Source organism: Mucilaginibacter terrae, assembly GCF_031951985.1.
Lineage (GTDB): Bacteria > Bacteroidota > Bacteroidia > Sphingobacteriales > Sphingobacteriaceae > Mucilaginibacter > Mucilaginibacter terrae_A.
Genome location: NZ_JAVLVU010000001.1, coordinates 839,952 through 864,415, shown reverse-complemented (window position 1 = coordinate 864,415; position 24,464 = coordinate 839,952). Strand labels below are relative to the sequence as shown.

Here is a 24,464-nt window from a genome sequence, read left to right as displayed (position 1 = left end):
TCCTTTATCATGATTAAAAACTATTTTAAGATAGCGTGGCGTAACCTTTTGAAAAACAAAGGTTTTACGTTTATTAATATTGCAGGTTTGGCCGTTGGTATGGCCAGTGCAGCTATCATTTTATTCTGGATTCAGGATGAAGTGACCTTTGATCGTTTTTTTGATAAACAGGATCGTTTATACCTTACTTACAACCGCTCAAAGGTTGAAAAAGAAATATGGGCCTGGCAAACCACGCCTAAAATTATGGCCCCTACCATGAAGGCCGCTTACCCCGAAGTGGAAGATGCTACCCGTATTAATGATGCCAACTACTTATTTACCGTAGGTAACAAGCACCTCAATGTACATGGCTACCATGCCGACCCTGGCTTTTTTAACATGTTCAGCTTTCCGCTGGTAAAGGGGAATCCAAAAACAGCACTTTCTTCCACATCTGGCATTGCCATAACTGAAAAACTTGCTGTTAAGCTGTTTGGTAACGAAGACCCGATGGGCAAGATCATCAGGATTGATAGCAATGCCCATTTTAAAGTTACCGCGCTTATTAAAGATTTACCTGCTAATACTCGCTTTAAGTTTGAATACCTCATGCCATGGTCGTACCTTAAAACCATCGGACAAGATGATCAATGGTGGGGCAACAACTCGGTAAAAACCTATGTGCTGGTTAAGCCCAATGTTACCGAGGCGGCCATAAATGCAAAAATTAAAAACATTACCCGTTCGCACTCTGACGTTAAGGATATTGATGTTTTTTTGTATCCGGCAAACAAGTGGCACCTGTACTCAAAGTTTGAGAATGGGGTAAACACAGGAGGCTTAATAAGCACCGTGCGCATATTTGCAGTAATTGCGGCTTTTATATTGCTCATTGCCTGCATAAATTTTATGAACCTGAGCACTGCCCGCAGCGAAAAACGCGCCAAAGAGGTGGGCATACGTAAAGTAGCCGGTGCCCCCAAACAATTACTCGTTGCCCAGTTCATAGGCGAATCTGTATTTATTTCATTTATAGCAGGTGTGCTGGCTATTATAATTGTACAGCTATCCTTAAGCAGTTTTAATGAGCTGACCAGTAAAGAGTTACATATCCCGTATGACAATGTTGCTTTTTGGCTTATTTCATTAGGTTTTATTTTGTTTACAGGTTTGGTGGCTGGTAGTTATCCGGCGTTCTTCCTGTCGTCGTTTAAACCGGTGAGCGTTTTAAAAGGCACTTACAAAGCGGCTAATGCCCTGGTTACTCCGCGTAAGGTCTTAGTGGTAACTCAATTTACCTTTGCCATCATTCTCATTATTTGCACTATTGTAATCAGAAAGCAAATACAACACGCCAACGACCGCGAAGTGGGGTATAAAAGCGATAAACTGGTGTTCACCGTTTTTACGGGCGATGTATCTAAACACTACCAAATCATTCGTAATGAAATGATGAGCAGCGGTGCGGTTACTTCGGTTACCAAAACAAGTGCTCCTATTACGCAAGGATGGTCAGATAGTTGGGGCTTTGATTGGCGTGGCAAGGCTCCGGGAAGCAAGATTGACTTTGACGTATTTAACGTTGATGGTGATTTTGCCAAAACTGTTGGTGTAAAAATAATTGCTGGCCGAGACATTGACCCAAAAAGTTATCCAACCGATTCATCGGCCATAATGGTGAACGAAAGTGCAGCCAAAGCAATGGGCTTTAAAAATCCGGTAGGCGAAATAGTTAAAAGGGATGAACGAACGCTGACCATAGTGGGAGAAATTAAAGACTTTATTTTAGGTTCGCCTTACGAGAAACAAAAACCCATGATAATACAGGGGCCTGGCTGGTGGTTTAGTGTTATACATTACCGTTTAAACAGTGCACACAGCACCGAAGCTAACCTTAAAACTATTGAACAGATATTTAAAAAATACAACCCCGACTATCCTTTTGATTACAATTTTGTTGACGAAGATTACTCAACCAAATTTAAAAGCGAACAGCGTATAGGCACGCTGGCCAGTTTATTTGCCGGCTTAACCATATTTATATCGTGCCTTGGCTTATTTGGTTTGGCTACTTATATGGCTCAAAACCGTATTAAAGAAGTAGGCGTGCGTAAGGTACTCGGCGCATCGGTTACCCGTATTACCGCCCTGCTCTCTCGCGATTTTCTGGCACTGGTTATTATTTCCTTTTTAATTGCTACACCAATAGCCTGGTATACCATGAGCGAGTGGTTAAGTTCTTATGATTACCGCATAACCATCGGCATTGAAACATTTATAGCAGCCGGCTTAATTACCATATTTATTGCACTGGCCACGGTAAGTTTCCAGGCCATACGGGCCGCCATTGCCAACCCGGTTAAAAGTTTACGAAGCGAATAGTAAAATGGGTTGTGTGTTGTCGGTTGCGGGTTGTGTGTAATTTATGTTCGTAACAAATGTACCGTCTGACAACACCCAACCAACAACATTCAACTAAAGTATTATGATAAAAAACTACATAAAAACTGCCTGGCGCAACCTTTGGAAAGGCCGCGTTTTTAATTTCATGAACCTGTTAGGCTTATCGGTTGCGGTAGCTTGCTGCGCACTCATATTCATGACCGTGTTTTATGAGTTTTCGTATGATCAATTTCATGCAAATATTGATAAGATACAGCAGATCTATAGCGTTACCAATCGTGTAACCGGCACCGAAAAATCGACAGCCATGCCTGTGCCATTAGCCCCGGCGTTAAAATCAGAATACGGTGATATTAAATACATAACCCGCAGTGCAAACGGTGCTGCACTTATTAAATATGGTAACAAAGAACTTGAAAAAGATGTTCATTATGTGGATGCCGATTTCCTGAGAATGTTCACCTTTCCATTGCTACAAGGTAATGTCAATTCAGTTTTTAACGGATTGAATAATGTTGTAATTACCGAAAGTACGGCTAAGGCACTCTTTGGCAATGAGCCGGCCTTAAACAAAACTATCCTGTTTACATTAGGGGAGGAGCAAGTGCCTTTCCAGGTCTCGGGTGTGCTAAAAGATATTCCCGGCAACTCGAGCATCTACTTTGATGTGCTGGTCCGTTTTGAGCATTTCCCCAATTACAAAAGCGGCATTAATAAATGGGATAACTGGTCGCACCTGGCATTTGTACAGTTTAAAGATGGATACAATGCAAATACATTCCCTAAACAACTCAAGCCATTTGTTGAAGCACATTATAAAGGCGACATTGACCTGTTAAAACGCGATGGTGCCAAACCCGATGAAAACGGTAGTTTGCTAAGCTTACATGTAACCCCGTTTGCCGGCACACACTTTAGCAACGGATTTAGCTCGGTAGAAGGTAATCCGGTAAGTAAAATCTATGTGCTCAGTTTGCTGGCTATTGCCTGTTTTATTTTAATTATCGCATGTATCAACTTCATCAATCTTTCGGTAGCCCGTGGTTTTACCCGTGCACGAGAGGTGGGGGTACGTAAAACCTTAGGTGCCGGTAAATGGCAGCTGCTCACCCAATTCTGGACCGAAACCGTTATGGTGTGCCTAGCTTCAACCTTTATTGGTTTGGCATTGTGCGCTTTAATTATCAGTCCGTTTAAGGCCATGTTTAAAAGCCGCATTACTTTGTCAATGCTGTTTGAGCCTATGCATTTGTTAGGCATATTGGTTGTATTTTTATTGATAACCGCTTTGGCGGGCTTTTATCCGGCATTAATGATGATGCGCTACAAAACCGTTGCAGTACTGAAAGGGAACATGGGCAACACTGCTAAACCGGGTAAGCTGCGTAATACTTTACTGGTTGTACAATTCACGCTGTCAACCTTGCTAATTATATGCACCATAGTTACCTGGCAGCAAATTAATTACCTAAGCAATAAACCGCTGGGCTATAACAAAGCCGAGGTGTTGAGCATACCGGTAAGCCGTGGCTTAAACGGCGACAAAACTTTGCAAATTATGCGCAATGAATTACGCAATAACAACCAGGTGGTTGCCGTAACGGGTTCATTCATGAATATGGGCATGGGGAATGATGGTTCAAGCCGTTTTTCGGTACTGGGCTTTGATATGGATGGTAAAGAAATACGAACCAATGTTCATCGCGTTAATTATGATTATGTTAAAACGCTCGACCTGAAACTGGTTGATGGCCGCGATTTCAGCTCTCAATTTCCGGGCGATAGTACGGCTGTGGTTATTAATGAGGCCATGGCCCGTAGCCTGGGCGGCAAAAACCTCATTGGTAAATTTATACCGATGTACCCTGAATACAAATCGCAAGTTATTGGTATTGTTAAAGATTACAACTTTAAATCATTACATGATAAAATTGAGCCGGTATCGCTGCTCATGCGCAAAGAATACGAGGTTAACTATGTATTTGTAAAGGTAAAACCCGGCAGTTTATTGCATGCCTATGACCAGATCAAACAAAGCTGGAAACGCCAGTTTCCTACCGCCGAGTTTACCGGCTCGTGGTTAAATGAGAACACCGAACGCCAGTATCAGAACGAACGCCGCCTGTCGAACATTTTTGTGAGCGGGGCTATCTTGGCTATCGTTATATCATGTATTGGCTTGCTGGCCATATCAATCATGATCGTTATTCAACGCACCAAAGAAATTGGCATACGCAAGGTATTGGGTGCCAATGTATCAGGTATTGTGCTCCTGCTATCGCGAGATTTTATTAAGCTCGTATTGCTGGCCGCCGTTATTGCCGTGCCGGTTTCTTGGTGGCTTATGGATAACTGGCTGCAAGGCTTTGCCTACCGTATTACTATACAATGGTGGGTGTTTGTACTGGCAACTTTAATGGCTATACTGCTGGCTTTTATCACTATCAGTTTTCAATCGGTAAAGGCAGCGTTAGCTAACCCGGTTAAAAGTTTACGAAGCGAATAGGAAAGTGAGTAGTAATTTGTGAGTTGTGAATGGATAGTAGTGAACAATATACAGCGACGCTTAATCCATAAATAACATTTACAAATTACCCAACCGCTCACCACTCGCAATTCACCACTCACTACTATGTTAAAAAACTACATCAAAATTGCCTGGAGAAGCTTACTTAACAGTAAAGGTTTTTCATTTATTAACATAACAGGTTTAGCTATTGGCATGACAGCAGCCATGCTTATTGGGTTATGGATAAAGCATGAATTAGGTTTTGATCGCTTTCATGAGCGAATTGATAATTTGTACATAGCTTACAATAAATCTGTTTTTGATGGTGAGTTAAGTTGCTGGTCTACAACACCAGCCGCGTTGGGGCCTGCCCTTAAACAGGAATTTCCAGAAGTAAAATATAGTGTTAGAGTTGATTACACTGACACGCATCTTATAAGCTATAGTGAAAAAAAGTTAGAGGCTAATGGCTTTGATGCAGATGCCGATTTCCTGAAAATGTTTAGTTTTCCTTTGTTGGCAGGAGATGTGGTTAGCGCTTTAAATAGCCCGTATAAAATTATTATTACCGAGGGTTTTGCTAAAAAAATGTTTGGCAGCAGTGCTAAAGCTATGGGCAAAATTATTAAGTACGATAATAAGTATGATCTTACAGTAAGTGGGGTACTTAAAAACTTTCCTTCAAATACCCGTTTTAACTGCGATTACATAACTCCATGGTCACTTTTCAGGGTGCAGTTTAGTGCCGATGAGCAAAACTGGGGCAATAATAGCTACCGCACGTTTATTGAATTAAAACCAAATGCTGACCTAAACAAGGTTAATAAGAAGATCAAAAATATTACCATTCGCCATACCAATGGTGGCGAGGATAATCAAGTGTTTTTACATCCATTTGGTGACTATTATCTTCATAATACTTTTAAAAACGGTATACCCACTGGTGGGCGGGCAGATGTAGTAAAGCTATTTGCAATAGTGGCAGGCTTTATCTTGCTAATTGCCTGTATTAATTTCATGAACCTTAGCACCGCCCGTAGCGAAAAACGGGCAAAAGAGGTGGGCATACGCAAAGCTATGGGTGCGCTTAAGCAATCGCTTGTAGGGCAATTCTTACTCGAATCAATAATTATATCATTTATTGCCGGCGTATTTGCACTTGTACTTACCGGGTTTGCTTTGCCATATTTTAATATGCTGGTAAGTTTAGAGCTAAACATATCATATGCAGATCCGGCATTTTGGATGGTGTTATCGGGTTTTATTTTATTTACTGGTATACTGGCCGGGTGCTATCCTGCATTCTATTTATCATCATTTAAGCCTGTACAAGTTTTAAAAGGAACATTTGTGGCAGTGAGTGCAGTGGTAACACCGCGTAAATTACTGGTAATAACTCAATTTACTTTTGCGGTTGTAATGATTATCAGCACCATAGTTATACGCCGCCAAATACAATATGCACAAGATCGTGATAGTGGTTATGAAAAAAACAATCTGCTATACAGCTACTTTACCGGCGATATAGAAAAAAATCAGGAACTCATAAAACGTGAACTTTTAGCCAGCGGGGCTGCCAGGGTAGTGAGTGTTACCAGCGGTAGTTTTGTATCATCGAGTGCAAATTCGTGGGGATTAAACTGGGCAGGTAAGCCTGCAGGTGCCAAAATAGTATTTGATCAAATGGCAACAAAGGGCAACTTTGCCAAAGTACTTGATGTTAAATTAGTGCAGGGACGTGATATTAACCCGGAGCTGTTTCCCACCGATTCTACCGCTTGCTTACTTAACGAATCGGCTGCTAAAATTATAAATGCCAAAAACCCAATAGGGCAAATTATTGATAAAGACTTTATTAAATGGCATGTGGTAGGAGTGATCAAGGATTTTATATGGGGATCGCCCTATGAGCCAATTGAACCGATGGTGATAATGGGCCCGGCTCAAAAATGGAGTAATGTGATTAACATCCGGCTTAATAAAAATCAGCCTTTAAACACCTCGCTTAAAATAATAGAATCTGTATTCAAAAAATACAATCCTTCGTTTCCATTCAACCCGTTATTTGTTGACAAAGATTACCAGTATAAATTCAGGGAACAGGTGCGCACCGCTAATCTTGCCGGGGCTTTTGCAATACTAACCATCATTATATCATGCTTAGGTTTGTTTGGTTTGGCTGCTTACATGGCCGCAAGCCGCACCAAAGAAATTGGTGTACGTAAAGTTTTGGGAGCATCCGTATTAAGCATAACAACATTATTGTCTAAGGATTTTCTTAAACTGGTGTTAGCGTCTATCATAATTGCAACACCAATAGCCTGGTATGCCATGAACCATTGGCTTCGCGATTATGCCTACCGCATTGAGGTAGAGTGGTGGATTTTTGCACTGGCTGGTTTAGGTGCCATAATTATTGCGCTACTAACAGTAAGTTTTCAGTCAATCAAGGCAGCTATTGCTAACCCGGTTAAGAGTTTGCGAAGCGAATAGTTTTAGGGTAAAGCTAAAAGGATAAAGGCGAAAGGTGCTTTGCGATTAGATATGAAAGGCATAAGGACAAATGTTTTCCTTTCACCCTTAACCTTTTGCCTTTACTCCGAAGGTAATATGTGCAAGGATTAAGATAATATTATGCAGTTTTTTCTTGCAAGGCACGGTAAATAAATTTATAATTGTAAACCTGACAATTGTAAACCGATAATACCTTGAAAAGATCTTTATTAATCCTCTTAGCCGGCTTAACTTTTAATAGTTACGCCCAAAAAACAGCGAGCGTTACTTTCAGTAACGATTCGAAAGACACCATTAGTCGCCACATTTACGGGCAGTTTGCCGAGCACCTGGGGCGTGGTATTTACGGCGGTTTTTGGGTGGATAAATCTCTGCCGGTTCAAAAGCAAGACCGTATACGCCTGGATGTAGTAAATGCGCTGAAAAAAATCAAAATTCCTAACCTGCGCTGGCCTGGCGGCTGTTTTGCCGATGAATATCATTGGCGCGATGGTATTGGTCCGCGCGATAAGCGGCCTAAAATGGTAAACACCAACTGGGGCGGCGTAGTAGAAGACAATAGCTTTGGTACCCACGAGTTTTTGCAATTGTGCGATCTACTGGGTACTGCACCTTATGTATCGGCCAACGTGGGCAGCGGTACCGTCGAAGAAATGTCGAAATGGGTGGAATACCTGAATTTTGATGGCGCAAGTCCGCTAACCCGCGAACGCGCAATCAATGGTCACCCTAAAGCCTATAATGTAGAGTTTTTTGGCGTAGGTAACGAAAGCTGGGGTTGTGGTGGTAACATGACGCCCGAATATTATGCGGGAGAGTATCGCCGTTACTCAACGTATGCGCGTGATTACCCAAATGCCAAGCTTAAGAAAATTGCCAGTGGCGCAAACGCGGGTGATTATAACTGGACCGAAGTGTTAATGAAAAATATTGGCGCACGCAACATGTGGGGCGTATCATTACACTACTACACACTGCCAACCAATAATTGGAGCAAAAAAGGACCGGCAACCGGTTTTGGCGAAAAGGAATACTTTGCAACGCTTAAAAACTCCCTTAAAATGGAGGATTTGGTAAATAAGCACTCGGCCATTATGGATAAGTACGACCCTAAAAAACGTGTTGCCCTGGTGGTTGACGAGTGGGGCGTATGGACCGATGTGGAGCCGGGAACGAATCCGGGTTTCTTGTACCAGCAAAACAGCTTACGCGATGCACTGGTGGCGGGTACCACGCTCAATATCTTCAACAACCACTGCGACCGTGTAAAAATGGCCGAACTGGCACAATGTGTAAACGTACTGCAGGCACTCATTTTAACCGATAAGGAAAAGATGATACTAACGCCTACTTACCACGTTTTTGATATGTATAAAGTGCACCAGGATGCGCAGTATTTATCTTTAAAGCTTAACACACCCGATTATGAATTTGATGGCGAAAAAATACCGGCGGTAAACGTATCGGCTTCAAAAGATAAAACCGGTAAAATTCACATCACCTTGGTAAATCTGGATGCCAAAAACAGTATCAGCGTAAGCATCGAATTGAAAGATATGGTGTGGAAAGCAGTAAAAGGGCAGGTGTTAACCTCGTCCGGCGTGGCCGACGTGAATACTTTCACCAAGCCCGGAGCTATTGCGCTTAAAGCATTTAGTGATGCTAAAAAAGACGGCGACAAGCTGGTGGTTAATTTACCGGCCAAATCAATTGTAGCGTTGGAGCTCAACTAAAATACTATTACATTTGCCTTAAGCCCTGTTTGAATATATTTTTTCAAACAGGGCTTTGTTTTATATATGAGCGATATTAAAAAGCAATTACACCAACTTTGCGTAAACTACGTGCAGCAGCGCATGGATGCCGCACAACAGGCTATTAACGAGGCCCAGCAAGCCACCAACGATGATACTAAAAGCAGCGCTGGCGATAAATATGAAACCGGCCGCGAAATGGCCCAGCAGGAAACCAACCGCAATTTGGCGCAACTAAATGAAGCCAATAAGCTAATGGTTGCATTGAACCAATTAGGCACCAACGTACAATCAGATATAGCAGTTCCGGGCAGCTTGGTAATTAGCGATAACGGCCTGTTTTATTTATCAATAAGTGCAGGCACACTTACGCTTAATGGCAAGTCATACTTTGCGGTATCGCCTGCATCACCAATTGGAGTAAAATTAAAAGGCTGCAAAACGGCCGATAGCTTTGTTTTAAACGGGAAAACTTATAACATTGAGGAAGTATTGTAAAGGCTTAGTGCAGGAGGTATACCACGTAATTGAAATTTGATTTTTAAATAACCATCGGGTTAAAGATTACGTATAAGACAAATAAAAAAATTGTATTTAATAACTGTATTTTTAGCAACACTATACCCGAAGCCCATATATGATAAGTACCGATAGGCGCTTGAGCGTAGTTTATGCCTGCGATAACAACTTTGTTCCGTTGCTGGCAGCCTCTATTAAATCGTTAGAGATAAACTCGGCCGGTTCACAAAAAGATATTTACATTATTGACGATGGCATAAGCGCCGCTAACCGTCAAAAACTCATCCGGTCAATCGGCACCGATGAGATAACAATGAAATTCCTGTTGGTTAAAGATGTAGTGGGAAAGATAACCATTCCATATTTTAACAATGCCGCTTTACCAGTAACCACATTTTTCCGCCTGTTTGTGCACACGTTCATTCCCGAGGGTACCGAGCGTGTATTATACCTTGATTCGGACATGGTAGTGCTGGGCAACATTGCCGAACTTTGGGATATTGATTTTGGCGATAACATTATAGCCGCCGTGCAAGACCCGGGCATTAAAACCCTGGGCTGTTCATGGGGCGGAGGCGTGCGTAACTGGCAGGAGCTGGGCTATCAATCTGAAGATAAGTACCTGAATGCTGGTTTACTGCTCATCAACCTTGAAAAATGGAATGAGTTTGACGTATGCACCAAAGCACTTGATGCTGCAGTGAAATACCAAAAACATATTGTTTATGGCGATCAATATTGTTTGAATGCCGTTTTAGCCAACCGCTGGTTAGCGTTAGACCCTGAATGGAACCATTTGGTTGATAATGAAAAACCGGGTGCTAAATTACTGCACTACATTGGCAACAAACCAATTTACACTAACTACACCTACAGCCAAAAGTACCGCGATATATTCTTTGATTACCTTAATAAAACGGAGTGGAAGAATTTTAAATTCGTAGGAGCACTTACCCGCCGTGTACGTATGGTTAAACGTTTCATCAGAAAAATAACCGGTTAAATATACATGGCTGCACATAAATTTGACCGGGTAACCCTTTTAATTACGCATTATAACCGCAGTAAATCGTTAGAGCATTTGCTTAAACGCTGCGCCGAAGAAGATCTCGAATTTGAGGAGGTGGTAATAAGCGATGATGGTAGCCGCCCCGAACACCTCGACTATATTAAGCTGTTGCAAACTCATTACAAGTTCAGGCTTATTACCACGCCTGTTAACAAAGGTTTGGGCAACAATATAAATAAGGGGCAGGATGCGGTAAAAACCCAATATACGCTGTACGTACAGGAGGATTTTGAGCCCACACCCGATTTTGCACCCAACTTTATGAATGCCGTAAAGCTGATGGATACCGAAGAGTGGGACCTCATCAGGTTCTATACCTTCCCGTGGGCACCGTTTCCGTACCTGAAAGATTATAAATTTGGCTATTCGAAAATGCTGTTCAAGCCCGAATTGTGGTATTTAAATCATTTAAAATTCCGCTTGTATTCAGATCATCCGCACCTGCGCCGCAGCATTTTTTTAGAGAAATTTGGCCGTTATGTTGAAGGCCAGCGAGGCGACCCAACTGAATACGCCATGTGCATGAACTTTTTAACCAAAGGCGGCAAAGCACTCATGTTTCAAGGGCCCGACCTGTTTTTACATGAGCATGGCGCTCTTGAGCCTAATACCATGGTGCGCAGCAAGTGGAAACTCAGCAATTCAATTATTATTAAAATGGCGCGCAGCCTTTACCTTAAGGGCAAGGTTGTTAACAGCACGCTTAAGTATAACAAACTAAAACAGTAAGCCAATCGCGTTTTAATGGCCAAAACTCTCGTAGATGTTAGATAAGATTAAGCAGATTTTAGAAAAACTCAAAAACCCGCATATTGTAAACCTTGTAGGCAATGCAATTATGTCGGTTTTAAATATGGTACAAGTTGCCATATTGTTCAATTATCTGCCTAAAGATAAAATGGGAGTGTGGTTCTTTTTCCAGGGAACCATTGGTTTGGTTGATACTTTCAGGGCGGGTTTAATTACCACGGCTTTTATTACTTCTTACGCAGGTACATCTAAAGACCGCTCGGCCGAGGTAGCCGGATCGGCCTGGTTTTTATCGTCGTTGGTAACGTTGGTATTTATAGCGGTTAACCTCATATATCTGGCAATTCCGTACCATGTGCCCGATTTGGGTACTGACCTGGTAATCACCTGGTTTGGGCTGGTGTTTGTTATTACATTGCCCTCATTTATTGCCAGCTGTGTTGCCCAGGCCGAAGCCCGTTTCGACAGGTTGCTCATCATTCGTTCGGTGAGTACTTCATTATCTATTACCTTGGTATTAACCCTCATCATTACCAAAAACATTAATTTAATGAATGTAATTTACACGGGCTTTACAGCAGGTGGAGTTACGAGTTTAATGACTATTGTGCTGGGTTGGTCGCGCATTAATACATTTTGGAAAAAGAGTACCCAAACCGTTAAAGCGCTGTTCGCATTTGGAAAATACAGCGTGGGTACCTCGCTGGGTAGCAGCATGTTCCGTAACTCCGATAATTATATTATTAAGATTATGCTGGGGGCTAAAGGCGATGCTGCCATTGCGGTTTACAATCTTGGTTTACGCTTAACGGAATTGATAGAGATTCCGTTGCGAAGCTTTGCAGCAACCATTATGCCGCCCTTATCGGCCGCTCATAATCAAAATAATAAGTACCACGTTATTTATCTCATTAAAAAATATTCGGGTTTGCTTACCATATTGATGATACCTGTGGTTGCTGGTTCATTGCTATTTGCCGAGGTGGGTATTTGGATAGTAGATAAGGAATATTTGACTACCGAAGCCGCCAACATATTGCGCATCTTCATGTCGTTTGCCTTGCTTTACCCTATAGAGCGTTTTATGGCTTTGGCTTTAGATGCAACCAACCAACCACAGGTAAATGCAGTTAAGCTGGTGTTTATGCTTGCTGCCAATATTATAGGCGATATTGTAGGTATATGGCTGTTTGGTAATGTTTATGGCGTTGCATTTGGTACGTTACTACCTATTTTAACCGGCATGTTCATCAGCTACAAATGGCTGCAACGATATGAAAAATTCCAGATGTGGGATGTGTATAAAATTGGCTGGTTAGAAACAACCTGGATTGTAAAAGATACCTGGAGCATGTTGTTTAAAAAGAAAGAGGCTAAAGCCGAGTAGTATAGTTGTGATTTTATTCAGCGTTTTTGGGCTTTACAATGGAAGAGTTGAATGGACCTGCATTTAGTTTCTTTATCCGCCATGCTTTACTACACGTTTAATTAGGTATGGTAGTAAAGTTATTATAATCCCAATGATAATAGTTTGAAACCACCAACTGAATGAAAACTCGCCAAACTCTTTTAAGATAAAATTCATTTCCCCTCGAGAAGTAAATGTGCCTATGCCTATGATAAACATGGCTAAACCTAATACAATTACTATCAGGCCAAAGTATGTTATTGCTACCATGTAAGCATTTGATTTAGAAATAATAATATCAAATATAGAGGTAATGTTATATACTTCTGTATAACAAAGTGAGGCCACCGCAAACGAGGGCACTGAAAAAGTCCCCGAAATTCGGGCCAAAGAAAAGGGTTGTGTCATATTTCATGCACAACCCTTTTTCTTTGGCTTGTAGGAAGACAAGTCAGATATCCAACTCGTATAGACAATTCTCAGGGCGTCAAATCGACTTTTTTTTGCCTTTTTTCAATCTCAAATACTAATAGGACTTTTTCAGTGCCCTCCCGCAAACAAGCTCTCTTTTTGTTTATTATAAGAACATACCGCCCGAGGCCTCTATGCGTTGAGCATTGACCCATTTGGCATCATCAGTACACAAGAATGCTACTACGCTGCCTATATCATCTGCCTGGCCCACCCGGCCCAATGCAGTAACCGAAGCAATACCTTTATTAACCTCGGCATTATCGCGTACTACGCCGCCGCCAAAATCGGTTTCAATAGCGCCCGGTGCTACTACATTGGCTCTTATACCACGCGCGCCCAGTTCTTTAGCCTGGTATTTGGTAAGAGTTTCAATAGCGCCTTTCATTGATGCATAAGCGGCATAACCCGGCGTGCTAAAACGTGCCAAACCTGTTGAAATGTTTACAATGCCGCCGCCATCATTCATAACAGGCAACACCTTTTGCGTTAAAAAGAATGCTCCTTTAAAATGTATGTTAACCAGCATGTCAAACTGCTCTTCGGTGGTTTCGGCAAAAGACGCATGTACGCCTACACCCGCGTTATTAATAATATAGTCAAGTTTATCGGTGCCGAAAGTGTTTTGTAACGCGTTTTTTGTCTCTTCAATAAATGCATCAAAGCTGTTAGCGTCGCCCACGTTAAGTTGCAGGGCCGCTGCTTTTTGACCAATAGCTTCAATTGCTGCTACGGTTTCTTCGGCTTCGTCTTTTTTGCTGTTGTAAGTGAGTATGATGTTTAATCCTTTTTTTGCAAGGCTTAAAGCCATGTCTTTGCCTAAGCCGCGGCTACCGCCGGTTACTAAGGCTATTTTAGTTTGTGCCATAGATGGTTATTGTTTGTTTAATAACACAAAGTTATGGCCAATGTTGCCCCAAAAAAGGTGAACACTTCAGAATTTATCAGGCGGCAGTTTGGAGTTTTTTGCGGTATTGCAATGGCGTAATGCCGGTCATGATCTTAAAAAACTTGGTAAAATTAGTCGGGTCTTCGTACGCAAATTTGTAACCTATTTGCGCAACCGATAAATTGGTTTGGGCAAGTAGTTTTTTTGCTTCGTCAATAATGCGCTCTTCCATAAAATCACATGGAGAGCGGCCGGTAGTGAGTTTTAGGGTGTTGGTTAAATGGCGCGAATCGATAAACAGCAAATTAGCAAAGGTTTTGGCCGAGTACCTTTTGTTGTGCTCGCCACTCATTAGTTTGTTAATATGATCTTCGTACAACCGCAAAAAATCCCGGGTTATCTCATCTTTGCGAGTAAGTAGCTTTTGAGGTATAGGCATAAATGTAAGTTACAGCTGATCAATATCAACCTGGTCGGGACCATTTAACTTGGCTACATGGCAGGCACATTTACCGCCAGATATTTTATAATTCGCTTTTACTATTTTATCGTCGGTGCGGGTTATCAGCAATTGCAGGTCGGTACCTTTTTCGGTAAAGTTACGTAATTGGCTGTCATCGGCTACAATAAGTGTCTTAGCATTATCGGCTGTGTTGGGTAAATCATTATTCAGTTTAATTTCTTTACCGCTGGCCGTCTCCATAATTTTGTAAGATTTGAAGTCGGTACTTTTTCCCGAACTACTAATGAGCTTAACCGGAATCATCTTAAATTCTTCGGTACACATTACTGTTGGGCAACCGGTATCTAAAGGTGATTTTTGCGATTTGCAGGCAGTTAAAAATAGGAATCCGGTAAGTAAAAGCTTGATTTTCATAAACACTAAACCTTAAAAGTAAAAAGTTTGTTTTGCGAATATCAGGCCACAAGGGTTGTTTTAAGCCAAAACTCATGCATGCTGTTTAAGCACTTAATTAAATCATTATAACCCAAAGGTTTTGCAACGTAGGCATTTGCACCCGATGCTAAAGATATGCGTACATCTTTAGGATTATCAGATGTAGAAAATATCACCGTAGGTACATAACGGAGAACTGGTGTTTCCTTTATTTTTCGCAATAAATCCAACCCCGAAAGTCCGGGTAAGTTTAAGTCTATTAATATTAAGCGTGGTTTTACTTTATTCTCCACAAGTGTACCTAATTCAGTGAGTGCAAGTGTGCCGTTTTCAAAAACACGTAAAATTGTCTTGCTATCAATTTGGCTTAAAGCACGCTCAACAACATCAATGTAATCAATGTTATCTTCAATATATATAATATCAGGCGCTCCCATCTCAATTCTTTTTAAAACCTATATAAAATATCGTGCCAACTCCCAATTCACTTTCTACCCAAATACGGCCATTATGTTTCTCCATTATTCTTTTAACAATAGCCAAACCAACACCTGTACCTTCATAGGTACGCACGTTATCCATGCGTTTAAATAAATCAAATATACGATTGTAGTAATTTAAATCAATTCCAACTCCGTTATCGCTAATTGAATATACCACCTCTCCGTTAAATTCTTTACCATCAATATTTACCTTAGGAGGATTTGAGCGCGAAGAGTATTTAAATGCATTGTTAAGCAAATTGGTGAATACCTGGGTAATCATAACGCGGTCGCCATAAATGGCAGGTGTATCACCTACAGTAAATTGCAAATCAGGAATTTGGAGAGCTACAATAAGGTCGTTATGAATTTCTTTGAAAAGAGTATCCATTTCAATTTCGGTATACTCAATTTCTGCGCGGCCTACCCTGGAGTAATTCAGCACTTCCTTGATCAGGTAATTTAACTTATCGGCACCGCCTATCACTTTTTTCAAAATACGGCGTGCATCATCATCCAAACTCTTGTTGGTTTCGAGCAATAGTTCAGAGTAGTTTTTTATAGTTGAAAGCGGTGTACGCAGATCATGTGATACGGTAAAACTAAAAGTATCCAGCTCTTCATAAGCCTGTTTAAGCTTTTCGTTTAATATGCGTATCTCGTTAGTCTGGCGGTTAATGGCATAAACCACATCTTCGCGCAGTTTGAGTACCAGCGCAATTTCATCACGCATCCACCGGGCCGAAGTATTTTTTACCGTTTGCGACCATATCTCAAATGACTTTCGGGGCGATAGGCTCATCAAACCATTGGTATCTGTTGCAACCGGCTTGTCGGGGTTACCCGCCCAATTAATTGTGGTAATTTGCTCGGGCTTAAACCAAATTATCAGTTCGCCAAGTTCTTTTGAAAGCGTACAGGCCAATAAACCGCTGGCTACGTCGCTATATTCTTTCGCCGGATGATACACTTCCGGAAACTGGTGCGTATGGTACACGCGGACTTGCATGTTTTGCTTAAGCCAGTCAACAATGCCGGTGAGTTGTTCCTCATCAGGCGTTTTGCCAAGTAGAGTGAACTGGTTTTCAAAAACCAGCACAGCACCACTTGCATCGCAAATGTTCAGGATATTATCTTCAAACTCGGTAAGTGTAGCGGCAACATCGTTGCCTTTACGTAAAAAGCGCGAAAGAACATCGTAAGTGTGTTTAAACTCATCATTACGCGTATTTAATTCTTCATCTTGCTTAAATTCAAGAGCCGATGATATGATTTGTCCAATCAGTTTTGATGCTTCCCGCGCTTTAAAATTGATAAAACGCGGAGTATAGTTGTGGCAGGCAATTAAGCCCCAAAGCTCGTTCTTATAAAGTAAGGATATGCTAAAGCTTGAAGCCACACCCATGTTTTTAAGGTACTGGATGTGTATGGGCGATACAGCACGCAAAGCAGAGTGCGTTAGGTCGAGCGTTTTGGCATCTCCATCAACAGGTAGAGTTAAAATAGGAGAGGCCTCGGTATTAACATCGGTAATTATGCGGGTAAGATTTAGTTTATAAAGCTCACGCGCTTGTTTGGGTATATCACTTGCCGGATAATGCAAACCTATAAAAGGTTCCAGGTGGTCTTCTTTTACCTCGGCAACTACCTCGCCATGCCCGTCATCCAAAAACTTATAAATCATAACCCGGTCATAACCTATAAGTGTTTTTATTTGCTCGGAGGCATTGTTAAGCAATTGTTGTAAATGATTTCCGGCCAGCATGCCCGATACCGAACGGCCTATGGTTTTTTGTATATCAACCTCGGTAGCGGTAGTAGTGGGTTCAAATTCCAGCAAATAGCTATCGCCTGATTGCGAGAGGATGAGATTGTAGCTTATTTCACCAACATCAACACGATAGGGGTTAATAGTTTCGAAGCTTTTGGCGTGGCGGCCCAGTTGCAGCATTTGTGTAATAAAGCCGGTAGCCTCAGCCGGGAATAATGTTTCCTCAAATACGCTTAAATTCTTACCTAAAATATTTGGTGCCTGTATTGGTAAAAAAGCTGATATGTTTTCGCTCACGTAATTAACGAGGTACTTATTATCAACAGCCACTAAAAAGCCGTGCGACTGCACTTTACCGGGTATGTGTATTGGTTCCTTGTCGCAGTTAGTTATATCAACTTTATAATCATTCATGAGTAAGTACAAACCACCTGATTTATGTTTATATTAGCATAAATACATATGCTAATGCTATAATACAATATGGGGTTTTATCTTATAAATTGTAAATAATGTAGTAATTTATACTTCGGCTAAGGATAATATGTAATTACTTTAAAGGTAAAAGTATAAATTACATTGATATACTTAGCTAAAATATGAAGCGCACAACCATTATGTTTGAATATAGTTTAAGAAAATGTTTGTTAACGTTGTATAATGGCATGTTTGATTAGAAAATAAATTTTGCTATTAGATAATTAAATCGTGAGATTAGATTTAACATCTGCTATATGCTAACACCAACCCAAGAAGCTGATTTTTCTGGTAATTTTTATCAAACCGATAGCCAGCTTAAGAGCTTGTTTATGCAGGCGCAAAGCCTAATAGCCATGTTGCGCTGGCGCGATGGGGTTTGTGAGTTAGTTAATCCGTTTTTAAAAAACCTATGTAATAACCGCGATGTATTGAACAAGCCTATGCGCCAGGCCTGGCCTGAACTTGGCGAAGGGTTTTACAAACAGGTTGAACATGTATATGATACCTGCCAGGTTTCGCGCAGTTATGATCATGAGGTTAAGATCATCCAAGGCGATGATCAGGTAAAAGAATATTATTTCGATTTTGTGTTTTCGCCATACTGCCATCATCAGGCCGAAATTGATGGGGTTATGGTTATGGGGTACGATGTTACCGAAAGGGTTTTGGCCCGCCGCCAGTTGGCAGAGCAGCAACAATTATTTAAAGATATTACCGATGCTGCCGCAACCGCCTTGTGGACGGTAGACCAGCGCGGCAACATTACATTTGTAAACCAAACCTGGGTTGACTGGACCGGCCACGCTTACGAGGATAATATGGGCAGGGGGTGGATCGACTCTGTGGTGGCTGAAGATCGTGAGCGGGTTATAGGCGACTACCTGCGCGCAACTAATTTTAAAAAGCCTTTTGAATCGGATTTTAGGGTATTGCGTGCCGATGGCAAAATGCAATGGGTAGCAGTAACGGGCAAACCGCGTTATTATGCCAACGGCGAGTTTGCAGGCTATGTAGGTTCGTGCATGGACATAACCGAACGTAAGAAAACCGAACAAATGCTTTTGGACAGCGAAGAGCGCTTTCGTAGCATTGCAGATTCGGCTCCGGTACTGATATGGATGACCGGTGCCGATAAACGTACTACCTTCTTAAACAATAGCTGGATGCAGTTTGCTAATGTAATGCAGCTACTTTCAGATCCCGGCTATCTGCAAAGTAATTTGCTGCATCCGGAGGATAAAGAATGTGTTTTAGATACTTATAACCGTGCGTTTAACAAGCAGGAAGAGTTTTATATAGAGTACCGTATGCTGCGTGTGAGCGATGGTGCTTACCGTTGGATTGGTATGAAAGGCGTGCCCCGTTTTGAGGGTGAGCATGATTATTTTGCAGGCTATATTGGTTCAGGCATGGATATTACCGCGATGAAGGAGCACGAGCAAGTTAAAAATGATTTTATTGGCATGGCCAGCCATGAATTAAAAACTCCCATAACCTCCATTAAAGCATATATACAGCTACTGCTTACTATTTATAATAAACGGGGTGATTATGATGAGTTTCTGCTTAAATCATTAGGCACGGTTGATAAGCAAATCAATAAATTAACCCGGTTAATTACCGATTTGCTCGATGTGTCTAAAATGGAAAGCGGCCGTTTGAGCCTCAATAGCGAAGAGTTTTTACTGTCTGACTTAATTAAGGAAACTGTAGATGAAGTGCAGCACACTGCATCGCACCATGATATTGTATGTTCTGCAATTCCACCGCTGGCTATTTATGCCGACCGTGACCGTATTGCACAAGTGCTTACCAACTTTTTAACTAATGCCATTAAATACTCGCCAGATAGCGATAGGGTGGATGTTCATGTAAGTGTTGGAGATACCGAGGTGGTAATTAATGTGCAGGATTATGGTATTGGCATTAAACCCGAAGAACAAGACAAAATATTTAATCGCTTTTACCGGGTTGAAGGCCGTAATGAGCAAACTTTTTCGGGTTTTGGAATAGGCTTATATGTTGCAGCCGAAATTATTAAGCGCCATAACGGCAGGGTATGGGTAGTTAGTGAAAAGGACAGGGGCGCAGCATTTTACTTTTCGTTGCCTTTGTTAAATGCATAAATTACATTAATGATACTATAATTATTTTTTTCAAATTTATTTAAACAGAATGCATTAAATAGCGTTATTTCTTCAAATAACATCTGCTAAAAAGAAGTAAAATGAAAGATCAAACTAAAATTATTGCAGCACTTTTAGTAGGTGCTGCCGCTGGTGCAGCAATCGGCCTATTATTAGCTCCCGAAAGTGGTTCGGAATTAAGAGAGGACATTGCCGATTACGTGAATGATTTGGTAGATAAAACCAAAAACAAAGCACAGAGCACTGCCGAAGATATTAAAGAATATGGCACTAACATTGCCGATAAAGCTAAATCTAAATGGAGCAGCGTAGTAGGTGCTGCATCTGATTATAAAGACCAAGCTGAAGAGTATACAGATGATGCTTATGATGAAGCTAAGTCAAAATTTAAAGGAGAGGCTGATAACCTTAACAGTTCTATTCAAAACGCATAATTTTATATTAACAAAAAAAGAAGCGGCTATTTCGATAAGAAATAGCCGCTTCTTTTTTTGAACCAGATTACAAGGATATTATAAGTTAAGAAAGCAGTTTCAGCACAAGCTCAACTTACTTCTTCAGATATTCATCGGCAATCATCACAAATAACTTATCATCATCGCGCGATTCATCAAAACTCTCCATCAGAAGTTGCTCTGCATCGGCATATGCTAAAGAAGCAGCCAAAATTTTAAGCATGCGATAAGAGGTGATGTTGATGTGCTCCAGTAATTGCAGGTACAAAATAATGTCTATGTCGTTTAACAGGCAACTTTCTTCGCCGTAGTCCTGCGTTTCAAATGCATCTTTAAAAACAGATATTATAGGCACGCAGGTTTCTTTATCGGGGTGTGCATTAATTATTTTATAAATTTCTTCTATTCTGTTTACCTGGTTATTTACGCTCTCGAGTACTTCTTCAATAGCAAAACGCAGTTTTTTAAATGATGCTATTTGGGTGAGCGCCGGTAAATGTTTTTGAAGATATTTTTTACCAAAATAAACACGGTTTAGGTGATGAATAAAGTGCTGCTTCATTACCTCGGGTTTAGCCGGATAGGGGTGGGTAGGTTCCATTGTTGCTGATGAATTTATCATGCTAACATGGCTGAGTAAGGTTTTGTTTATTATTTATTCATCGAACTCAAACGGCTAAGGTTTAAATCAAAAAAAGCCGCCTTTATTAAGGCAGCTTTCTTAATTTATTCACTAATTTACTTATAATTTTAAGCTTGTTTGGTAAACTGAGCGTTGATGATCAGTTTTACATCTTCGCCTACCACAATTGAACCTGCTTCGGTAACACCATCCCAGGTTAAGCCAAACTCTTTACGGTTTATTTTGCCGGTAATTGCGAAACCTGCTTTAGTTTGACCGTAAAAATCAGCAGCCGAACCGCCAAACTCAACATCAAGAGTTACCGGTTTAGTTACTCCTTTAATGGTCAAATCGCCGTTTAATTTATATTCTTCGCCACTTACTTTTTTCAACGAGGTTGATTTAAAGCTGATTTTAGGAAACTGCTCCGCATCAAAAAACTCAGCCGATTTTAAGTGCTGGTCGCGCGCTTCCTGGGTGGTATCGATGCTGTCAACATCTAACGAAAAATCAATTTCCGAATCCTGAAAATCGTCGCTTTCGGTAATTACTTCACCATCAAACTTACGGAACGAGCCGGTTACAGTTGATATTACAAGGTGTTTAATTTTAAACTGAACTTCTGAGTGCATTGGGTCAATTACCCATTTTGTAGTTGCCATAATTTTATGATTGTTAATGTGTTTTACAATTATAAACATTTGAGTGTTTAAACACCTAAATGTTTTTGATTTATTTTTATACTACAAATGTAGTGTAGCGGTTGTTACCTCACATTGATATTTATCAAGAAATGTTGATGGCAAAAGTCAAGTATTGAGAGTGGCAATCCACAAAAAAAGCTGCACCTGATAAAGATGCAGCTTTTTTTTTATAAGCTCCCTCTCTTTGGAGAGGGTTGGGGTGAGTTTTATGCTAAAACTTCTTTAACTTTTTCGGCAGCTTCTTTTAACAAAATAGCCGAGAAAACTTTTAAGCCTGAATTATCGATCAGTTCTTTAGCTTCTTTAGCGTTAGTACCTTGTAAACGAACAATGATAGGCACGGGAATGTTACCAATTTCCTGGTAAGCATCAATTACACCTTGTGCAACACGGTCGCAACGTACAATACCACCAAATATGTTGATCAGGATGGCTTTAACCTTAGGATCGCTCAGGATGATGTTAAAACCAGCTTTAACTGTTTGTGCATTAGCGGTACCACCTACGTCCAAAAAGTTAGCAGGCTCGCCACCGGCAATTTTAATAATGTCCATAGTAGCCATAGCTAAACCGGCACCGTTAACCATACAACCTACGTTACCATCTAATTTAACATAGTTAAGGTTTGAGTGACTTGCTTCAACCTCGGTAGGGTCTTCCTCGTTGGTATCGCGCAGGTCGGCATAATCTTTATGACGGTACAGGGCGTTATCATCAATGTTAACTTTAGCATCTACTGCTAAAATTTTATTGTCAGAAGTTTTAAGTACAGGGTTGATCTCAAATTGCGAAGAATCGGTAGCATCGTAAGCTTTGTAAAGTGCAGTGATAAATTTCACCATATCTTTAAAAGCATCGCCAGATACGCCCAGGTTAAAGGCAATTTTACGAGCCTGGAAACCTTGCAAACCAACTTTAGGGTCAATCTCTTCTTTGTGGATCAAATGAGGAGTAGAGTGTGCTACTTCTTCAATATCCATACCGCCTTCCGTTGAGTACATGATAATGTTACGGCCTTTTGCACGGTCTAACAATACGCTGATGTAAAACTCTTTAGTTTCGCTTTCGCCAGGGTAATAAACATCCTGGGCAACTAATATTTTACGTACTAATTTACCTTCGGGACCGGTTTGAGGAGTAACCAACTGCATACCTAAAATGGCTTCAGCTCTTTCTTTAACCTCATCAAGGTTTTTAGCCAGTTTAACACCACCGCCTTTACCACGGCCGCCGGCATGAATCTGGGCTTTAATTACCACCCAGTCCGAACCGAAATCTTCTTTCATTTTTTGGGCGGCCTCAACAGCCTGTTCCACAGTATCGGCAACTATGCCTTCCTGTACCCTTACGCCAAAGCTTTTTAGTATCGCTTTGCCCTGATATTCGTGAATATTCATGTCTTGTGAAGAATTTGCGGTAAATCTACAATTTCAGTTGGAGTTATAAAATTTGAATGGCGTTTTTATGAAAATAGTCATTACAGAACATGCATTCCTGTAATCTTAATTATTACGTTAAAGCAACTGGTAATATAGTGTAAGAGAAATTTATAATACTATTGAAAGTTTTAATATCATTATATTTTCATTCTTCCTGGCTGTTTTCCTGTAATAAAAGGCAGGTATTTATTAACAATAATTATGCATGGTATTAATAAGATAATTGTAACGATGCTGAGTAAAAAGCCTAATGCTGTATTATGGTCAAATATAACTAACGGTTTTTTTAGAACAAACACTGTAAATGCTTTAATAATTGTAAAAGATAAATTATGAAAGCCTAAAATAAACAATGTATTGGAGGCAATAAATTCTACAACAAGAAGCCTTTTAAAAACGGATGATATAAGATCAGAAATTGTTATTACAAGAAAAATACCATTAAATGCAAGTAAATAAAATAAAAAATAGTTGTTGTAATCAGAACCCAGCATATTAATTCGGCCGTTTTGAGTAGATGTAAAAAAGAATGCAACAAGAGAGAGCACAGATAATGATATCAAGAGAAATTTCGGCAGGCTTAAAATCTTTCTTAATCCTTCTTTAAAAACATTCGAGAAACCATAAAACACTAATGCAACAATTGCAGTTTCTATTCCCCAAGGCAAATTAATTTTAACATAATTGGTGTATATATAGCCACTTACAATTAAACCTAATAGGATGATGCTTGCTTGATGTAGGTTTTTGTTTTTAAATAATAATAAAAATAAGCTTTCAACAACAAATAGACAAGGTAAAAACCACAATACAACATTGTGAATTAAAAAATGGTCATTTCCGTTACCGTAAATAATTCCTATTAGTGGCTTGAATAAACTAATTTCAATTAATGCATCAGCTCCATATTTTCGGCCAATAAGCAACCAAAAAATATAAGTGATAACATTAAATGCCAGATACGGTATTATTAATTGTTTAAAGCGGTGAATTGCAAAGGTTTTATAGTTAGCGTATTTTTCAAATGAAAACAGATAGCCCGATATAAAAAAAAACAAAGGCATATGAAAAGAATATATCGAATCGACGACACAATCTTCAATACTTGTATGTCCAAATACAACTAAAAATATTCCGATAAATTTTGCGTAATCGATCCAATAAATTCGATTTATACTCATTAGTGTTTGCTTAAAGG

The 24,464-nt window shown here is 40.4% G+C and carries 18 protein-coding genes and 1 pseudogene; 10 read left to right on the top strand and 9 right to left on the bottom strand.

Going from position 1 to position 24,464, the window contains the following annotated elements; all coding sequences use genetic code 11:
* The first annotated feature begins 9 nt into the window (after positions 1 to 9).
* From QE417_RS03610 to QE417_RS03575, 8 genes are all read left to right on the top strand, one after another.
* Positions 10 to 2,364, top strand: coding sequence for an ABC transporter permease (locus QE417_RS03610; protein WP_311947567.1), 2,355 nt, complete (start codon positions 10 to 12; stop codon positions 2,362 to 2,364).
* 103 nt (positions 2,365 to 2,467) lie between these two features.
* Positions 2,468 to 4,891 (top strand): ABC transporter permease, encoded by a 2,424-nt coding sequence (locus QE417_RS03605; protein WP_311947566.1) that lies wholly within the window; start codon positions 2,468 to 2,470, stop codon positions 4,889 to 4,891.
* A 126-nt stretch (positions 4,892 to 5,017) separates the two neighbouring features.
* Positions 5,018 to 7,387 (top strand): ABC transporter permease, encoded by a 2,370-nt coding sequence (locus QE417_RS03600; RefSeq protein WP_311947565.1) that lies wholly within the window; start codon positions 5,018 to 5,020, stop codon positions 7,385 to 7,387.
* A 215-nt stretch (positions 7,388 to 7,602) separates the two neighbouring features.
* Positions 7,603 to 9,141, top strand: coding sequence for an alpha-N-arabinofuranosidase (locus QE417_RS03595; protein ID WP_311947564.1), 1,539 nt, complete (start codon positions 7,603 to 7,605; stop codon positions 9,139 to 9,141).
* Between the two features lie 66 nt (positions 9,142 to 9,207).
* Positions 9,208 to 9,660: a 3-oxoacyl-ACP synthase gene (locus QE417_RS03590; protein ID WP_311947563.1), complete on the top strand. Its 453-nt coding sequence runs from the start codon at positions 9,208 to 9,210 to the stop codon at positions 9,658 to 9,660.
* A 139-nt stretch (positions 9,661 to 9,799) separates the two neighbouring features.
* Positions 9,800 to 10,684, top strand: coding sequence for a glycosyltransferase family 8 protein (locus QE417_RS03585; protein ID WP_311947562.1), 885 nt, complete (start codon positions 9,800 to 9,802; stop codon positions 10,682 to 10,684).
* Between the two features lie 6 nt (positions 10,685 to 10,690).
* On the top strand, positions 10,691 to 11,479 hold the full coding sequence (locus QE417_RS03580) for a glycosyltransferase family 2 protein (RefSeq protein ID WP_311947561.1): 789 nt from the start codon (positions 10,691 to 10,693) through the stop codon (positions 11,477 to 11,479).
* A gap of 34 nt (positions 11,480 to 11,513) precedes the next feature.
* The gene (locus QE417_RS03575; RefSeq protein WP_311947560.1) at positions 11,514 to 12,887 is read left to right on the top strand and encodes a lipopolysaccharide biosynthesis protein; all 1,374 of its coding nucleotides are present in this window, start codon (positions 11,514 to 11,516) and stop codon (positions 12,885 to 12,887) included.
* Positions 12,888 to 13,485: 598 nt separating this feature from the next.
* Here QE417_RS03575 and QE417_RS03570 read toward each other — a convergent pair.
* The 5 genes from QE417_RS03570 to QE417_RS03550 form a co-directional block, all read right to left on the bottom strand.
* A complete protein-coding gene (locus QE417_RS03570) occupies positions 13,486 to 14,247 on the bottom strand; it encodes an SDR family NAD(P)-dependent oxidoreductase (RefSeq protein ID WP_311947559.1) in 762 nt (253 codons plus the stop codon).
* Between the two features lie 76 nt (positions 14,248 to 14,323).
* Complete coding sequence (locus QE417_RS03565; protein WP_311947558.1) at positions 14,324 to 14,707, bottom strand: helix-turn-helix domain-containing protein; 384 nt, start codon at positions 14,705 to 14,707, stop codon at positions 14,324 to 14,326.
* A gap of 9 nt (positions 14,708 to 14,716) precedes the next feature.
* A complete protein-coding gene (locus tag QE417_RS03560) occupies positions 14,717 to 15,145 on the bottom strand; it encodes a hypothetical protein (protein WP_311947557.1) in 429 nt (142 codons plus the stop codon).
* A gap of 41 nt (positions 15,146 to 15,186) precedes the next feature.
* Positions 15,187 to 15,603: a response regulator gene (locus QE417_RS03555; RefSeq protein WP_311947556.1), complete on the bottom strand. Its 417-nt coding sequence runs from the start codon at positions 15,601 to 15,603 to the stop codon at positions 15,187 to 15,189.
* Position 15,604: 1 nt separating this feature from the next.
* The gene (locus QE417_RS03550; protein WP_311947554.1) at positions 15,605 to 17,833 is read right to left on the bottom strand and encodes an ATP-binding protein; all 2,229 of its coding nucleotides are present in this window, start codon (positions 17,831 to 17,833) and stop codon (positions 15,605 to 15,607) included.
* A gap of 320 nt (positions 17,834 to 18,153) precedes the next feature.
* Between QE417_RS03550 and QE417_RS03545 the strand changes: the two genes are divergently transcribed.
* Both QE417_RS03545 and QE417_RS03540 read left to right on the top strand, forming a co-directional pair.
* The gene (locus QE417_RS03545; RefSeq protein ID WP_311947553.1) at positions 18,154 to 20,025 is read left to right on the top strand and encodes a PAS domain S-box protein; all 1,872 of its coding nucleotides are present in this window, start codon (positions 18,154 to 18,156) and stop codon (positions 20,023 to 20,025) included.
* Positions 20,026 to 20,126: 101 nt separating this feature from the next.
* Positions 20,127 to 20,480: a YtxH domain-containing protein gene (locus tag QE417_RS03540; protein WP_311947552.1), complete on the top strand. Its 354-nt coding sequence runs from the start codon at positions 20,127 to 20,129 to the stop codon at positions 20,478 to 20,480.
* Between the two features lie 115 nt (positions 20,481 to 20,595).
* Here QE417_RS03540 and QE417_RS03535 read toward each other — a convergent pair whose 3' ends face one another.
* The 4 genes and pseudogenes from QE417_RS03535 to QE417_RS03520 form a co-directional block, all read right to left on the bottom strand.
* Positions 20,596 to 21,123 (bottom strand): DUF892 family protein, encoded by a 528-nt coding sequence (locus QE417_RS03535; protein WP_311947551.1) that lies wholly within the window; start codon positions 21,121 to 21,123, stop codon positions 20,596 to 20,598.
* 128 nt (positions 21,124 to 21,251) lie between these two features.
* Positions 21,252 to 21,785 (bottom strand): YceI family protein, encoded by a 534-nt coding sequence (locus QE417_RS03530; protein ID WP_311947550.1) that lies wholly within the window; start codon positions 21,783 to 21,785, stop codon positions 21,252 to 21,254.
* Positions 21,786 to 22,033: 248 nt separating this feature from the next.
* Positions 22,034 to 23,227, bottom strand: a pseudogene (gene sucC, locus QE417_RS03525) (ADP-forming succinate--CoA ligase subunit beta); the annotation flags it as partial.
* Positions 23,228 to 23,403: 176 nt separating this feature from the next.
* Complete coding sequence (locus QE417_RS03520) at positions 23,404 to 24,447, bottom strand: acyltransferase family protein (RefSeq protein ID WP_311947549.1); 1,044 nt, start codon at positions 24,445 to 24,447, stop codon at positions 23,404 to 23,406.
* Between the last annotated feature and the right edge of the window lie 17 nt (positions 24,448 to 24,464).

Excerpts from the sequence above, each read along its gene's own strand:
- QE417_RS03550 (WP_311947554.1), bottom strand. The coding sequence starts at position 17,833 with ATGAATGATTATAAAGTTGATATAACTAACTGCGACAAGGAACCAATA.
- QE417_RS03585 (WP_311947562.1), top strand. The coding sequence starts at position 9,800 with ATGATAAGTACCGATAGGCGCTTGAGCGTAGTTTATGCCTGCGATAAC.
- QE417_RS03610 (WP_311947567.1), top strand. The coding sequence starts at position 10 with ATGATTAAAAACTATTTTAAGATAGCGTGGCGTAACCTTTTGAAAAAC.
- QE417_RS03560 (WP_311947557.1), bottom strand. The coding sequence starts at position 15,145 with ATGAAAATCAAGCTTTTACTTACCGGATTCCTATTTTTAACTGCCTGC.
- QE417_RS03570 (WP_311947559.1), bottom strand. The coding sequence starts at position 14,247 with ATGGCACAAACTAAAATAGCCTTAGTAACCGGCGGTAGCCGCGGCTTA.
- QE417_RS03590 (WP_311947563.1), top strand. The coding sequence starts at position 9,208 with ATGAGCGATATTAAAAAGCAATTACACCAACTTTGCGTAAACTACGTG.
- QE417_RS03600 (WP_311947565.1), top strand. The coding sequence starts at position 5,018 with ATGTTAAAAAACTACATCAAAATTGCCTGGAGAAGCTTACTTAACAGT.
- QE417_RS03535 (WP_311947551.1), bottom strand. The coding sequence starts at position 21,123 with ATGATAAATTCATCAGCAACAATGGAACCTACCCACCCCTATCCGGCT.
- QE417_RS03520 (WP_311947549.1), bottom strand. The coding sequence starts at position 24,447 with ATGAGTATAAATCGAATTTATTGGATCGATTACGCAAAATTTATCGGA.
- QE417_RS03545 (WP_311947553.1), top strand. The coding sequence starts at position 18,154 with ATGCTAACACCAACCCAAGAAGCTGATTTTTCTGGTAATTTTTATCAA.
- QE417_RS03565 (WP_311947558.1), bottom strand. The coding sequence starts at position 14,707 with ATGCCTATACCTCAAAAGCTACTTACTCGCAAAGATGAGATAACCCGG.
- QE417_RS03540 (WP_311947552.1), top strand. The coding sequence starts at position 20,127 with ATGAAAGATCAAACTAAAATTATTGCAGCACTTTTAGTAGGTGCTGCC.
- QE417_RS03580 (WP_311947561.1), top strand. The coding sequence starts at position 10,691 with ATGGCTGCACATAAATTTGACCGGGTAACCCTTTTAATTACGCATTAT.
- QE417_RS03575 (WP_311947560.1), top strand. The coding sequence starts at position 11,514 with ATGTTAGATAAGATTAAGCAGATTTTAGAAAAACTCAAAAACCCGCAT.
- QE417_RS03530 (WP_311947550.1), bottom strand. The coding sequence starts at position 21,785 with ATGGCAACTACAAAATGGGTAATTGACCCAATGCACTCAGAAGTTCAG.
- QE417_RS03555 (WP_311947556.1), bottom strand. The coding sequence starts at position 15,603 with ATGGGAGCGCCTGATATTATATATATTGAAGATAACATTGATTACATT.
- QE417_RS03605 (WP_311947566.1), top strand. The coding sequence starts at position 2,468 with ATGATAAAAAACTACATAAAAACTGCCTGGCGCAACCTTTGGAAAGGC.